The sequence below is a fragment of the Mucilaginibacter sp. P4_E8 genome (genome assembly GCF_056401495.1).
In genome coordinates, this window is record NZ_JBFUJG010000011.1 from 152,232 (window position 1) to 166,737 (window position 14,506).

Consider the following 14,506-nt stretch of genomic DNA (forward strand, 5'->3'; position numbering starts at 1 on the left):
AATATAAACCGGTAGGCTATATGGTCTGCCGGTTTGCTTAACCAGTAATTAATAGTAATTTGTTTCAATAAGATCCTATTTCATTAAATTAGCCATATCTATTTTAGTTAAATTATGAATAAACACTACCTCTTATCAAATAAAGCTAAAAAGTTCAGCCTTATACTGATCTGCTTTATTGGCTCACTATTGATAAGTACCGGTGCCAGGGCACAGTATTTCGGTCAAAATAAGGTACGCTATAAAAATCTTAAGTTTAATGTTTATAAAACCCCTCACTTTGAAATTTACTATTATTTAAAAAATGATAGTATGGTTAAGCGCTTTGCGCAGGAGAGTGAATTGTGGTATACCCTGCATCAGCAAATATTCAGGGACACCTTTAAAACAGCCAATCCTATCATTCTATACGCTAACCACCCTGATTTTCAGCAAACCACCGCTATTGATGGCGAAATTGGTGTAGGTACAGGCGGTGTTACTGAAGGCCTGAAAAACCGGGTAGTAATGCCGGTAATGGAAACCAACCAAACCACGCGGCATGTTATTGGGCACGAGTTGGTGCACGCTTTTCAATACCGTGCACTGCAGGGTGGCGACTCTGAAAGTTTCGAGAACATCAATAACATCCCTTTATGGATGATTGAGGGTATGGCCGAGTACCTTTCATTAGGTAAAAAGGATTCGTATACGGCCATGTGGATGCGTGATGCCTATTTAAATCATGATATCCCAACGGTGCGCGACCTCACCGAAAGTAGTAAATACTTCCCTTACCGTTACGGCGAAGCTTTCTGGTCGTTCTTAGGGTCAACCTATGGCGATACGGTGATTGTCCCTTTCTTTAAAAATACCGCCCGCTACGGCCTGGAATATGGCATAAGGCGCACCTTTGGCTATGATGATAAAACACTGTCGCGCCTTTGGAAAAACTCCATAGAAAACACCTACAAACCCTATTTAAAAGATACAGTTCAAAAACCTGTAGGCTTTAAACTGGTTGATAGTAAAACCGGCGGCGACCTGGTGGTTGCTCCCGCGGTAAGCCCAGATGGCAAATATGTGGCATTTTTATCAGCCAAAAGTTTGTTTTCCATTGATCTTTACCTGGCCGATGCAAAAACCGGGGTTATACTGCGAAAGCTCACGAGCAAGGTATCAAACACGCATATTGATGAGTTTAACTTCATCGAGTCGGCAGGTACATGGTCGCCAGATGGTAAGCGTTTTGCTTTCAGTGTGTTTAGTAAGGGGCGCAACCGTATGATCGTGGTTGATGTGGCCAGTGGGCGTACGCTGGATGATGTTTCGATGGAAAAGGCCCAGCAATTCAGTAACCTGTCGTGGTCGCCAAACGGCAAGGATATTGTTTTCCAGGGATTATCCGAAGGACAGGGCGATCTGTATTCCTATAATTTCGACAGTAAAAAAATAACCCAGCTTACCAATGATAAATATTCTGATTACCAGCCAAGCTATTCAAGGGATGGAAAAAAGATCATTTTTTCGAGCGACAGAACAACCTACGATCAATCCTTAGAGCAGGATATTCCTTTTAACCTGGCCGAACTTGATATTGCAACCGGAAAAATTACCGATATAAAAATATTTAACGGAGCAAATAACTTAAACCCGCAATACTCGGCAGATGGTACGCAGGTCTACTTTTTGTCAAACCGCGATGGGTTCCGTAACCTGTACCGTTATACCCTCAGCAGCGGAAAAATTGAACAAATGACCGATCTGTTTACCGGAATATGCGGCATAACCGAGTATTCGCCTGCCTTAAGTATCTCTAATAATGACGATGTTGTTTATTCGTACTACCGCGCTCAAAAATATGCACTGTATAATGCTAAGGCATCGGAGTTTAAACCACTAACCTTACAAGCTACCGATGTAAACTTCAGCGCCGCCATGCTGCCACCCTCGCGCGCAGTAGGTGTGGATCTGATTAACTCCAACCTGAATAATTACCTTGCTTATAAAAAAATACCCACCGATTCGGTTACCAGTATTCCATATAAATCAAAGTTTAAGCTTGATTACCTGGCAGGCAGCGGTATTGGCATAGGTGTAAGCAATTTTTACGGCACAAGCTTATCAAGCGGCGTACAAGGTGTATTTAGCGATATACTGGGGCGTAACCAGATCTTCGCGGCCGCCTCGGTTAACGGGCAGATCTATGATTCGGGCGCTGCTATAACCTATGTAAATCAAACCGGCCGGTGGAACCTTGGGTTTGGGGTATCGCACATCCCCTACCAGTTTGGCTTGCAAACAAGAACTTTCCCAACACAAAGTGTAGGTGGTAAAAACCAAACCGTATTATCAGATAATATTGATATCATCCGGAATTTTGAAGACGCTGCCAGGGTATTCACCTCCTATCCTATTTCAAAAACCACACGTTTTGAAGTTGGTGCAGGTGCATCCTATAACTCATACCGGGTTGATCGCTACAGTGATTTCTACAAGCTTGATACCGTTGTGAATGCCGATAACAGTAAAAGTATCAGCACAACCTATTTATCATCAGACCGGAAAAAGATCGCAAATAATGAAGAAGGCAACCTGATCGGTACTAATTTAAGATCGTATTCCCTTTTCCAGGTTTCAACAGCGTTGATTGGTGACAACTCCTTTTTTGGAGTTACAGCTCCGCTTAATGGCTTCAGGTACAGGCTGGAAGCAGAATATAATTTTGGCACATACCGCTTTTTTGCTCCTACTATTGATCTCAGAAAATATGTGCGTGTTGAACCGGTTACCTTTGCTGCCAGGCTGTATGGTTATGGCAGGTTGGGTGGCGATGCCAGCGGGTTATATCCTTTATATGTAGGTTATCCGTTTTATATACGCGGCTATGAAGGGCAAACTTTTTACAACAATGGTAAAACATCAAGCAACGGTTTTAGTATTGACCAACTGTCGGGCAGCCGTATAGCTGTGTTTAACTTTGAGGTGCGCCTGCCATTTACCGGTCCCGAGAAGCTGGCCCAGATAAAATCAAAGTTTTTGTTTACTGATCTTAACTTATTTTTTGACGCAGGCTTAGCCTGGAACGCGGGCGATCATATATATTTCCAAAAAAATCCACCGGTAATAGGCCAAACACCTGTACTTAATGATGATGGCACGCAGCAAATTGTTAACGGGCAACCGGTTACACAACCTTTATATGGCAGAGTTCCGGCGTTAAGCGCGGGTATATCATTAAGAATTAACGTTTTTGGTGCATTTGTATTGGAGCCTTATTTAGCTGTTCCGTTTAACCGCAGCGATGTAACTAAACCATTATTTGGTTTAGGCTTTACTCCTGGATGGTAGGTATAGCAAAAGATAAAAATAAAAAAGCGGCACATAGCCGCTTTTTTATTTAAAACCTAAATTGATAAAAACAGTTATTTACATGATCAATATAACCAACCAGGTATGAAAAAATTATTACTGCTCGGCCTTGCCTTTATTTATGGCATCACCGTGTTTGCCCAAACCAGCAATATAACTGCTAACACCGGGGCAATCGGTATACTAAAAACTACTGCTGGTGATGGTATGCTGCCTGCAAATGACATTGTTCAAAATATTGCATTATCAAAAGATCTTTCAATATTTTATAATTTCATCAAAAGCTCCAACTTAATAGAAACTTATAAAAGTAAGGGGCCTATTACCATATTTGCCCCGGCTAACCAGGCATTTGAAGCACTACCCACTGATATAGTCGATTCCCTTGCAAAGCCAAACCATGTTTGGGAACTTACCGGCATACTTACTTATCATGCCATTGCAGGCAAGCTAAAAGCAAAAGATATTGAGAAACAAATAAACGGGCATAAAGGACTGGCTACTTTTACCACACTGGGCGGTAGCAAGCTTACCGCTAAAATTGATTCCAACCGTAATATTGTACTGGAAGACGACAACGGTGGTAAAAGTATAATTAACCGGTTTGATGTGGAACAAAGTAACGGTATGCTGCACATTGTAAATAGAGTTTTGATGCCCAAGGTCAAATCCATATAATAAAATATAAATACCCTGGAATGACAATCCGTTGAAAATAATATTACGTATTTTAAGTATAATAAACTTGTAAGGGTTAGCCGTATTTTACGACTAAAGATCCGTAACCATGGTGCTACAATGCCCCATGCAAATTTTATGATTGCTTAATTAAATTAAAATGAAAAGATCAATTTTTGCTGTAGTAATATTATGTGTTTTGACTGCCTTTGGCTGTCAGAACAGTAACGGACAGGATGCCAAAAGAAAGCTGAGTAAACCCGCGGCCGAGTGGCAAAAAATACTGACACCAAATCAGTATCACATCATGGTTGAGAGTGGGACTGAACCGCCGTATAAAAACGACTATTGGAACAACCACGAAAAGGGCGTTTATGTAAGCGCCGCCACCGGCGAAGTACTGTTTAGCTCGGATGATAAGTTTGACAGCGGTACAGGTTGGCCAAGCTTTGTTAAAGCCGTTGACCCCAAAAAAGTTGCTATAGTACATGATAACAGCTACGGCATGAGCCGCGATGAAGTTATTGAAAAAAGTACCGGTTTACACCTGGGTCATGTTTTTGACGATGGCCCCGCCGACCGTGGCGGTAAAAGATACTGCATGAACTCAGGCGCGTTAAAATTCATTAAAAAGTAACCGGTCTTCTGTTAGCGTTTACAGATGGGCGCAATTGGGGCCTTACACGTAAACCGCTTTCATACTTTAAACCAATGGTCAGATCAATCCAGTCAGGATTAACAGGTCTGATCATTTTTTCTTTTTGGGGGCGTGTAAAAGTGCTCACCACTTTAAAACGTTCCATAGCCTGCTCTTCGGTGTTTATCTCTTCAAAATAAACCAAACGGTTAAGCTGCTGCGCGCTATCAAAAAACAAAGTAGGCATATCGCTGTAAAATTGTAATGTTTTTACAAGATCTGAACATAAGCCAACGTGTAAGTTTTTCCTGTTTCTGTCGGTGATGATATATACAAAACGTTTCATTTTATGATAAAAAATTTGGTGAACAAATAATTATTACTAACTTTATGAGCATAAAATTACTAATAATTTTAGCAAATGCAAATTTTATGTCAATAATTTCACAAAATATTAAGTTTCTCCGCAAAAAGAAGGGTTTAACCCAGCAGCAATTTGCCGACCAATTAGGTATAAAACGCTCATTAGTAGGTGCATACGAAGAGGAAAGAGCCGAACCAAAATATGAACTACTAAAAACGTTAGCAATATTTTTTGACATTACTATTGATGACTTTATAAATGAAACCATCAATGAAAAATGGGCACCTAAGCCCAAAGGCAATCCGGCTAACCTGCGCATACTGAGCATTTCTGTTGATAAAGAGGATAATGAAAATATTGAAATGGTACCGCTTAAGGCCAGCGCCGGTTACTTAAACGGCTACGCCGATCCGGAATATGTATCAAAACTGCCTAAGTTTTATTTGCCCATGTTTAAACAAGGCACCTACAGGGCATTTGAAATAAAAGGAGATTCCATGCTGCCTATATCATCAGGCGATATCATCATAGGCGAATACCTGGAGAACTGGGGCGATATTAAAACCGGCGAAACCTACGTGGTGATATCCAAAAATGATGGCGTGGTATATAAACGTATAGGTAACAAATTTAAAGAGAGCAAAAAGTTAAAGCTGGTATCTGACAATCCGGTATATGAACCCTATGAAATAAACGGTGAGGATGTGTTAGAAATATGGAAGGCAAAAGGCTTTATATCAACACAATTACCACAACCTACACCTGAGCCAACTATGGAAAGCCTCACCAATATGATGGCACAAATGCAGCGCTCTATATCAAACTTACAGCAAAGCAACAATTAAGTTACATCAGCTTATTTAAACCTTTACGGTATATCTTTATCATAAGATTATTAAAACGTAAATTAAAAAAAGCTATGAAAAAAATTTTGTTGATGTGCTGTTTCCTGATGGGGATTGCAGCAGCGAGCCATGCCCAGGGCGGTAATAGAAGAAGCCCGGAAGAAATGGCCAAAGGATTACAGACTCAGCTTAAGCTGACTGATGATCAGACTACTAAAATTACTGCCATCTATAAAGATCAGGCTACCAAAATGGATAGCGTAAGAACAGCTGCCAATGGCGACAGGGATGCTATGAGAAGCGCAAGAATGCCTATCATGAAAGCCACTAATGATAAAGTTAAAGCCATTTTAACACCAGAACAGGCAACTGCTTATGATGCATGGATGAAGGAAAGAATGGACAGAATGAGACAAGGCGGCGGCGGAGGCGGCTCGCAAAATTAATTGATAATAAAAAGCGGCTTATGGCCGCTTTTTATATTTTTGCACAAATCATTCGCATTGACACCGGCCCAAATATATCTTAAAAACAAACTTGATGAAAGGCAGTCGTCTGGTACGTACAGAACTTTAAAGCCTGAAAACGATCTTATTGATTTTTGCTCAAATGATTACCTTGGGTTTGCCAGGTCATCTGTTTTAAAGCAAAACATTGAAACTGAGGTTCAAAAATATCCTTCCGCTTTAAACGGTTCTACCGGTTCAAGACTTTTATCAGGTAATATAACTTATGCCGAAGACCTGGAAAAAGAGATAGCCGCATTTCATCAGTATGAAGCTGGCTTGCTTTTTAACTCAGGTTATGATGCCAATCTGGGTTTACTCTCCTCACTGGCCCAACGCGGCGATACCATTATACTTGACGAACTGATACATGCCTCTGCCATTGACGGAGCACGATTAAGTTATGCCAACCGCTATAGTTTCAATCATAATGATCCGGATAGCCTGGAGGCTAAGCTAAAGCAGGCTAAGGGCAATTGCTATGTAGTTATTGAAAGCGTTTATTCTATGGATGGCGATACGCCCCCGCTATTGGAAATACTAAACCTTACCGAAAAGTATGACGCGCATTTAATTGTTGATGAGGCACACGCTGTAGGGCTTTACCCATTAGGATTAGTGAATGAACTGGGCTTACAAAACAGGGTATTTGCATTGGTGGTAACTTTTGGCAAAGCACTGGGTTGTCATGGGGCCATTGTATTGGGCAGTAATATGTTAAGGGAATACCTTATAAATTTTGCCCGCTCCTTTGTTTATACTACTGCCTCGCCCTTTCACCAACTGGCAGCTGTAAAAATGGCTTACCAGTTATTATATAATGCCGGCCAGGAAATCATCAGCCTAAAAAACAATATTGATTTGTTTAAAAATCAGATCCAAACAAATGATGCTTTCCCCTTACTTAACAGCAATAGCGCCATTCAATGCATCGTACTAAAAAGTAATGATAAAGCTCGTGAAATTGCAAACATTTTGCAACATGCCGGGTTAGATGTAAGGGCTATACTTAGCCCTACTGTTGCAGCAGGAACTGAAAGGATACGGATATGCCTGCACGCATTTAATACAACCGATGATTTAACCTTACTTACTGATACTATTAACAAGTTTATAAATGCCTAAACCGCCTATTTTTATTACCGGTATTGGTACCGGGATCGGCAAAACAGTTGTTTCGGCCATTATAACAGAGAAATTAAAGGCCGATTACTGGAAACCCGTGCAGGCCGGCGATCTGGATGATAGCGATACCCTCAAAGTACAAAGCCTGGTATCAAACGATGTTTCGCGTTTTTATCCTGAAGCTTATCGCTTAACACAACCTTATTCGCCCCATAAATCGGCAGCCATTGATAAAATAGTTATCGATATTCAAAATATTATTCCTCCAAAAACCGATAACCAATTAATAATTGAAGGGGCAGGCGGTCTTATGGTACCTTTAAATGATAATTTTTTAATGATAGATGTGATCAAGCAGTTAAATGCTAAAGTGATCCTGGTATCGCAAAACTACCTGGGCAGCATCAACCATACTTTATTATCGCTTCATGCGCTTAAAAAATATAATATACCGGTAATGGGTATTGTATTTAATGGCGATAAGGATATTTATTCAAAAACCTTTATTCTTAATTACGCAAGTGTGAATGAACTGGGGCATGTACCCACTTATGAAAACCTCAACAAAAAAACAATAATTGAGGCTGGCGCTTTTATTACATTATAGTACAAAGGTATTTTTCCAAATAAATAATTTGCTCCACTTTAACTTATTGATTTTAAGCATTTACATAACCTGATCATCATGAAAAATATTACCGTAATTGGTTCTGGCACTATGGGTAACGGCATAGCTCATACCTTTGCACAACATGGCTTTGAAGTATCATTGGTTGATATTGATACCGGCGCGCTAAGTAACGCTATACAAACCATTACTAATAACCTGGACAGGCAGGTAAAAAAAGGCATTATTGATGACTATGTAAAAACCACTACCCTGGACCGCATTAAAACTTTTACCGACTTGCAACAGGGCGCAGCCGGTGCCGATCTGGTGATTGAAGCTGCTACCGAGAACCATGAGATCAAGCTTAAACTATTTAAACAGCTCAGCAATATTTGCAGCGATGATGTTATCCTGGCTTCTAATACATCGTCTATATCTATTACGCAAATTGCCGCGGTAACAAAAAATCCGGGTAATGTGATTGGTATGCACTTTATGAACCCTGTACCGGTAATGAAACTGGTGGAGGTAATAAGAGGTTATGCCACTACTAATGAAGTTACCAACGCCATTATGCAACTGGCTAAAACATTAGAAAAAGACCCTGTTGAAGTGAATGACTACCCGGGTTTTGTGGCCAACCGCATTTTAATGCCCATGATAAACGAGGCTATTTATACCTTATATGAAGGTGTTGCCGGTGTTGAGGAAATTGATACAGTGATGAAACTGGGCATGGCTCACCCGATGGGTCCGCTTCAACTTGCCGATTTTATTGGCCTTGATGTTTGCCTCGCTATTTTAAAAGTATTGTATGATGGCTTCGGCAATCAAAAATATGCCCCATGCCCTTTACTGGTAAATATGGTAACCGCCGGGCATCGTGGGGTAAAATCAGGAAGTGGTTTTTATAAGTACACTCCAGGTAGTAAGGAACATGTGGTAGCCGATAAATTTCTCCGTAAATAATTAAACTTTTTAAGTTGGTCGCTGTCAAATTTTCTGTAAGTATTTAATAAAATAAACATTTTACAGATGAAAAAGATAGCGAAAATAGGATTATTACTGGCCTTAACAGGCACCTTATTCACATCATGCGCTGCTGATTATTATGTTGCCGAACGTCCTGCCGAACCTGTATACGTACGCCCGGTTGCTCCGTATTCCGGTGCCTATTGGGTACCCGGCGAATGGGCCTGGCGTGGAGATAGATATGTTTATGTAAACGGCTATTATGCCCGTCCGCGTCCTGGCCGTGTTTATGTACAGGGATACTGGCATCCGGTTCGTCGTGGCTACGCATGGCACAGAGGACATTGGAGATAAGAAGCCCCCTAACCCCCTAAAGGGGGAACTTTTGAAAATCTTATTTCAAAAACAACAAAGCCCGGTTCCAAAAAGAACCGGGCTTTGTTGTTTTAATATCTGTACATCTGAAACCCGCACATCAAAAAGTTCCCCCTTTAGGGGTTAGGGGGCCTCTACATCCTTTCTGGCACATCAATACCCAGCAGGTTCATGGCTTTGCTGATCACTTTGGCTGATGATGCCGATAGTTGCAGTCTGAACTGCTTTAATATTTCATCCTCTGCCTGCAGAATTGATTTTTCGTGGTAAAATTTATTGTAAGATTTGGCCAGTTCATATACATAATTGGCTATAACAGCCGGACTGTATTCGGCAGCTGCCGTGTTGATCACTTCAGGGAATTGAGTTAACAAAATGATCAGGTCGCGCTCAACACCGGCAAGCTCTGTTATTTCAATGTTATAGTTAGGCTCATAATCTGCCCGGCTTAATACCGATTTAATACGGGCATGGGTATATTGAATAAATGGCCCGGTGTGCCCCTGAAAATCAACCGACTCGTTAGGATCAAACAACAAGCGTTTTTTGGGGTCAACCTTTAAAAGGAAATACTTAAGGGCACCCATACCAATGGTATGATAAAGTTGTAATTTCTCCTCCGCTGTAAAAGCTTCAACCTTGCCCATAGCCTCGGTTTGCTCCTTGGCGGTAGTTTCCATTTCTTCCATCAGGTCGTCGGCATCAACTACTGTTCCCTCGCGCGATTTCATTTTACCCGATGGCAGATCGACCATACCATACGATAAATGGAATAAACCATCGGCACCGGCTTTACCCAGTTTACGTAAAATCAGGAACAGCACTTTAAAGTGATAATCCTGCTCATTACCCACCACATAAATGGATTTATCCATGTGGAAGTCGTTATATTTTAGCTGAGCGGTACCCAGATCCTGGGTTATGTAAACCGATGTACCATCTGACCTTAGAACCAGCTTTTCGTCCAGCCCATCGGGTGTCAGGTTTATCCAAACAGAACCATCCGGTTTTTTAAAGAAAACACCTTTTTGTAGCCCCTCATCAATAATATCCTTACCTAAAAGATAAGTATTTGATTCGTAGTAGTATTTGTCAAAACTAACGCCCAACTGTTTATAAGTATCAGCAAAACCAGCATAAACCCAACTGTTCATGGTTTTCCACAGGTCGATCACTTCCTGATCGCCGGCCTCCCATTTTTGCAGCATTTGCTGGGCCTCTTTTATAACGGGAGCATTCTTTTTAGCTTCTTCTTCGCTTTGGCCTTCGGCTTTCAGCTCCTCTATCTGGGTTTTGTAGGCTTTATCAAACAACACGTAATATTTACCTACCAAATGATCACCTTTTAAGCCCGATGATTCGGGAGTTTCGCCATTGCCAAACTTTTGCCAGGCCAGCATTGATTTGCAAATATGAATACCGCGGTCGTTCACCAAATTGGTTTTTACCACCTCATAGCCAGCTGCACTTAAAATTTGTGCTACCGAGTATCCTAAAAGGTTATTACGGATATGCCCCAGGTGCAATGGTTTATTGGTATTGGGCGATGAGTATTCAACCATCACCTTTTGACCGTTTGGCTTTGCCACTGCAAAATCGTCAGGCAATATCTGGTTGTATAGCTGGCTTATCCAGTATTCGTCGCTTATAGAAATATTGAGGAACCCCTTGATCACGTTAAATGCGGTCACCTCTTTTAATTCGTTTTTAAGGTATTCCCCTATCTCGTTACCGGTTTGCTCAGGCCCTTTGCGCGAAAATTTGGTAAAGGGGAAAGTTACTATGGTTATTTGTCCTTCAAATTCTTTCCGGGTTTCCTGTAAACTTATAGCTGCCGATGCAACATCAGTTTGGTACAGATGTTTAATTGCTTTTACGGCCGCATCAATAATAAAATTCATGCGGCAAAATTAATTAAATTGCTAATAACCTTGCTATAATAAAATATTGATTATTCTGAATAGATTTGCTCTTCTTATATCCTTTTATGATACTAACCAACAACGATTTTAAAATAGATGTAACATCCGAAATTGGCAGCCTGCGCACCTTACTCATCCACAGCCCGGATAGCGGATTAGGTAAAGTTGTGCCATCAAAAGCCCAGGACTGGCTGTTTGAGGATATAGTTCACCTGGATACCATGCGTAAAAACGAGTATGATCATTACGTAAAACTATTGCTCTATTTTTTGGATCCCGATAAAATAAAAGGCAAACTGCAGCAAATAGATAACGATGAAGAGCGCGCGTTTTTTAAACCCGATAATGCCGGCTTCCATGCATCAAACCAGGTAATTGAAATACAAACCCTGCTGGCAGATATTTTACAGCAGGAAGATATTCGTGAAAAACTCGTTGCTTCGGTTTGCGCCATTGAAAGCTGCAACTACCGCCTGCAGGAGCAACTGATAAATACCGACCCGGTAGAGCTGGCCAAGATATTCATATCAGGATCGTTAAATAACGAGGAAATGATATTTGCACCCATACCTAACCTTATTTTTTCGAGGGATATTGGTATAGCGGTCAATAACCATATGCTGCTCAACAAACCGGCTAAAAAAGCGCGTTTCCGCGAAACCCTGCTGGCGCGGTATATATTTTTCAACCACCCACTGTTTGCTGCCTACAGCAATAACATACTGGAGATACCCGAAACCGCACAGCATTTTTTACGGCCCGGTGAGGACAACCTGGAAAAAACCACGCTGGAAGGTGGCGATGTGATGATGGTGAGTCCGCAGCATTTAATTATTGGCTGTAGCGAGCGTACCTCCATAAGCGGTGCCAACGAGGCTATTAAATTATTGTTTGATAACGATGTGGTAAAAAAGGTAACTATTGTAAAAATTCCGCATAAGCGCGATTATATGCACATTGATACCGTATTTACACAAATAAAACGTGACACCTGGGTATTGCTGCGCTCATTGGCCGTAGCCGACGCACCGCTGGAAGAGCAGGAACCCATTTCCTGGTTTGCAGATAAAAAGCAAAAGGACAGAGCCGAAATTGTGCAGTTCGAAAAAGGTGAAAAGCCGCGACTGTTTGGATGCATTGAGGACCTGTTGGCCGACATTAGCGAGAATGACCTGCAAAGCGGTACAAAAACAAATTTCATCTACTCGGGCAATAACACATTTCCTTTTGATGCCCGTGAACAGTGGACCGATTCCTGTAACCTGTTGGCCATAAAGGAGGGTGTGGTTTTAGGTTACGACCGTAATGATAAAACGGTAGAGGCCTTTAAGCAAAACGGATTTGACGTGATCAGGGTGAATGATCTGCTGCAAAAATTTGAGAACGGCGAGCTTGACCCGCAAACCATGACCAATACATTAATTTTAATGCCATCGGCCGAACTTTCCAGGGCCCGCGGTGGTTTTCATTGTATGAGCATGCCACTTTTAAGGGATAAGGTGGTCTGAACCTGGATTTATACGATTAAAGGATTACCATGATTTTTGGATCAAAGGCTTTGATTTACAAATAAAAATCCCAAAAATATAAGCAATCTGTTTAATCCAAGTTCAGACAATTTAATCAAGGTTCAGACAAAATAAATGAACTAAAATGAATCAATCAACCAACAGCATATTAATGATACGGCCGGTAAGTTTCGGCTTTAATGAACAAACTGCAGGCAGTAACGCTTTCCAAAACCGCGATGCCGACCAGCAGGCCGTTCAGGATAAAGCGCTGGCCGAGTTTGACGGCTTTGTAAAAACATTGAAAGAAAATGGTGTAAGTGTTACTGTAGTTGATGATACCGCGCAACCGCATACGCCCGATTCTATTTTCCCAAACAACTGGGTATCGTTTCATGCAGACGGCACGGTGTTCCTGTACCCCATGCAGGCCGAAAACCGCCGACTGGAGCGCCGGGAAGATATCATCAGCAAACTGGAGGATACTTTTAAAGTTGCTCATGTGATTGACCTGAGCCGTTTTGAGGCAGAGAACAAATTTTTGGAAGGCACCGGCAGCATGGTGCTCGACCGGGAGAATAAAATTGCCTATGCCTGCCTTTCGCCACGTACGGATAAAGAAGTGCTGACCCTGTTTTGCGAACAAGCCGGTTACAAAGCCATCAGCTTTGAAGCAGCCGACGCCAATGGCAAGGCCATTTACCATACCAATGTGCTGATGTGCATTGGCAGCGGATTCGCGGTAGTCTGTACAGACAGCATCCCTAACCCGCATGAAAAGGTGGTGGTTCTGGAATCGCTGCGGTTAACCCATAAAGAAGTTGTAGAAATAACCTTTGACCAGATGAACCGCTTTGCAGGCAACATGCTGGAGGTAAAGAACCTGGCCGGCGAAAACCTGATCGTAATGTCGCAAAACGCTTACCAGGCGCTGGATGAGGAACAAAAAGCAACATTGAAAAAATACGGCAAGTTAGTTTATGCCGATATCAATACCATTGAAACCAATGGCGGCGGCAGCGCCAGGTGCATGATAGCCGAGGTGCATTTGCCGGCGGGGAAATAGGTAAATACTATTCGGCCTGTGTTCATACCGTTCATATCCACACCCATGAACACCCGTGAACACTAACGAACACTTGATAATCAATCACTTGTATTTTTAGCCTATATAACTGAAAAAGGTTAACCGTTTATGATTAACCTTCTCAACACATTTTACTAAATTCCCTAAATAGGGATATATTAACATTCGCCCTCGCTTGTGTTATCTGCTATAAAATAACCCAAAACAGAACTTCCAAATAACATTATTAATAAGACTATCATAAGCTTTAATTTTAGGTGAATAACTATTAATTAAGACAATGACAGTTTATAATAGTTTAGTCTATTTTAATTATCACGATTTTCATAATAAAAAGGGCCAATCGTTGATGATTAGCCCTGATATTACCTATATTATTAAATAATTAACCCCTATTATTTTTCGTTTTCAATTTATCTAAATTGAATATCGCTTAAAATTTACGTTTTCAATATTAATTGAATGAATTTCATGTTCACCCTATGGTCGTCATTATCACGGTATCACACATTTACGCTATGGCGAT

13 protein-coding genes are annotated in these 14,506 nt (G+C 41.3%); 11 read left to right on the top strand and 2 right to left on the bottom strand.

Going from position 1 to position 14,506, the window contains the following annotated elements; translation table 11 throughout:
- Positions 1–114: 114 nt before the first annotated feature.
- From AC1DRQ_RS07280 to msrB, 3 genes are all read left to right on the top strand, one after another.
- Positions 115–3,330, top strand: a complete 3,216-nt coding sequence (locus AC1DRQ_RS07280) for a tolB protein precursor (protein ID WP_477423244.1) — start codon at positions 115–117, stop codon at positions 3,328–3,330.
- 105 nt (positions 3,331–3,435) lie between these two features.
- On the top strand, positions 3,436–4,029 hold the full coding sequence (locus AC1DRQ_RS07285; protein WP_477423246.1) for a fasciclin domain-containing protein: 594 nt from the start codon (positions 3,436–3,438) through the stop codon (positions 4,027–4,029).
- A gap of 160 nt (positions 4,030–4,189) precedes the next feature.
- Positions 4,190–4,666, top strand: coding sequence for a peptide-methionine (R)-S-oxide reductase MsrB (msrB, locus tag AC1DRQ_RS07290; protein WP_429399461.1), 477 nt, complete (start codon positions 4,190–4,192; stop codon positions 4,664–4,666).
- Here msrB and AC1DRQ_RS07295 read toward each other — a convergent pair.
- Positions 4,656–5,012 (bottom strand): GIY-YIG nuclease family protein, encoded by a 357-nt coding sequence (locus tag AC1DRQ_RS07295; RefSeq protein WP_477423248.1) that lies wholly within the window; start codon positions 5,010–5,012, stop codon positions 4,656–4,658. The two genes, msrB and AC1DRQ_RS07295, sit on opposite strands and share 11 nt — an antisense overlap.
- 86 nt (positions 5,013–5,098) lie before the next feature.
- Between AC1DRQ_RS07295 and AC1DRQ_RS07300 the strand changes: the two genes are divergently transcribed.
- The 6 genes from AC1DRQ_RS07300 to AC1DRQ_RS07325 all read left to right on the top strand — a co-directional run bounded on the left by AC1DRQ_RS07300 (position 5,099) and on the right by AC1DRQ_RS07325 (position 9,442).
- Positions 5,099–5,875 carry an XRE family transcriptional regulator gene (locus tag AC1DRQ_RS07300; RefSeq protein ID WP_477423250.1) on the top strand — a complete coding sequence of 259 codons (777 nt, stop codon included), beginning with the start codon at positions 5,099–5,101 and terminating at the stop codon, positions 5,873–5,875.
- Between the two features lie 74 nt (positions 5,876–5,949).
- Complete coding sequence (locus tag AC1DRQ_RS07305; protein ID WP_429399458.1) at positions 5,950–6,321, top strand: hypothetical protein; 372 nt, start codon at positions 5,950–5,952, stop codon at positions 6,319–6,321.
- Positions 6,322–6,360: 39 nt separating this feature from the next.
- Positions 6,361–7,506 (top strand): aminotransferase class I/II-fold pyridoxal phosphate-dependent enzyme, encoded by a 1,146-nt coding sequence (locus tag AC1DRQ_RS07310; RefSeq protein WP_477423253.1) that lies wholly within the window; start codon positions 6,361–6,363, stop codon positions 7,504–7,506.
- Positions 7,499–8,113, top strand: a complete 615-nt coding sequence (gene bioD, locus AC1DRQ_RS07315; protein ID WP_429399456.1) for a dethiobiotin synthase — start codon at positions 7,499–7,501, stop codon at positions 8,111–8,113. Before AC1DRQ_RS07310 ends, bioD begins: the two co-directional genes overlap by 8 nt.
- A gap of 78 nt (positions 8,114–8,191) precedes the next feature.
- A complete protein-coding gene (locus tag AC1DRQ_RS07320; protein WP_477423255.1) occupies positions 8,192–9,085 on the top strand; it encodes a 3-hydroxybutyryl-CoA dehydrogenase in 894 nt (297 codons plus the stop codon).
- Between the two features lie 66 nt (positions 9,086–9,151).
- Entirely contained in the window at positions 9,152–9,442 is a 291-nt protein-coding gene (locus tag AC1DRQ_RS07325) for a hypothetical protein (protein ID WP_477423257.1), read from the top strand.
- 155 nt (positions 9,443–9,597) lie between these two features.
- Here the strand turns inward: AC1DRQ_RS07325 and argS are convergent, their stop codons facing one another.
- On the bottom strand, positions 9,598–11,364 hold the full coding sequence (gene argS / locus AC1DRQ_RS07330; RefSeq protein ID WP_477423259.1) for an arginine--tRNA ligase: 1,767 nt from the start codon (positions 11,362–11,364) through the stop codon (positions 9,598–9,600).
- 86 nt (positions 11,365–11,450) lie between these two features.
- On the opposite strand from argS, the gene AC1DRQ_RS07335 reads away from it, so the two are divergent.
- Both AC1DRQ_RS07335 and ctlX read left to right on the top strand, forming a co-directional pair.
- Complete coding sequence (locus AC1DRQ_RS07335; RefSeq protein ID WP_477423261.1) at positions 11,451–12,893, top strand: arginine deiminase family protein; 1,443 nt, start codon at positions 11,451–11,453, stop codon at positions 12,891–12,893.
- A 145-nt stretch (positions 12,894–13,038) separates the two neighbouring features.
- Complete coding sequence (gene ctlX, locus AC1DRQ_RS07340; protein ID WP_477423263.1) at positions 13,039–13,959, top strand: citrulline utilization hydrolase CtlX; 921 nt, start codon at positions 13,039–13,041, stop codon at positions 13,957–13,959.
- The last annotated feature ends 547 nt before the right edge of the window (positions 13,960–14,506 follow it).

What these genes read in the sequence shown, in the direction of transcription:
- AC1DRQ_RS07280 (WP_477423244.1), top strand. Translation starts at nt 115, where the DNA reads ATGAATAAACACTACCTCTTATCAAATAAAGCTAAAAAGTTCAGCCTT.
- AC1DRQ_RS07285 (WP_477423246.1), top strand. Translation starts at nt 3,436, where the DNA reads ATGAAAAAATTATTACTGCTCGGCCTTGCCTTTATTTATGGCATCACC.
- msrB (WP_429399461.1), top strand. Translation starts at nt 4,190, where the DNA reads ATGAAAAGATCAATTTTTGCTGTAGTAATATTATGTGTTTTGACTGCC.
- AC1DRQ_RS07295 (WP_477423248.1), bottom strand. Translation starts at nt 5,012, where the DNA reads ATGAAACGTTTTGTATATATCATCACCGACAGAAACAGGAAAAACTTA.
- AC1DRQ_RS07300 (WP_477423250.1), top strand. Translation starts at nt 5,099, where the DNA reads ATGTCAATAATTTCACAAAATATTAAGTTTCTCCGCAAAAAGAAGGGT.
- AC1DRQ_RS07305 (WP_429399458.1), top strand. Translation starts at nt 5,950, where the DNA reads ATGAAAAAAATTTTGTTGATGTGCTGTTTCCTGATGGGGATTGCAGCA.
- bioD (WP_429399456.1), top strand. Translation starts at nt 7,499, where the DNA reads ATGCCTAAACCGCCTATTTTTATTACCGGTATTGGTACCGGGATCGGC.
- AC1DRQ_RS07320 (WP_477423255.1), top strand. Translation starts at nt 8,192, where the DNA reads ATGAAAAATATTACCGTAATTGGTTCTGGCACTATGGGTAACGGCATA.
- AC1DRQ_RS07325 (WP_477423257.1), top strand. Translation starts at nt 9,152, where the DNA reads ATGAAAAAGATAGCGAAAATAGGATTATTACTGGCCTTAACAGGCACC.
- argS (WP_477423259.1), bottom strand. Translation starts at nt 11,364, where the DNA reads ATGAATTTTATTATTGATGCGGCCGTAAAAGCAATTAAACATCTGTAC.
- AC1DRQ_RS07335 (WP_477423261.1), top strand. Translation starts at nt 11,451, where the DNA reads ATGATACTAACCAACAACGATTTTAAAATAGATGTAACATCCGAAATT.
- ctlX (WP_477423263.1), top strand. Translation starts at nt 13,039, where the DNA reads ATGAATCAATCAACCAACAGCATATTAATGATACGGCCGGTAAGTTTC.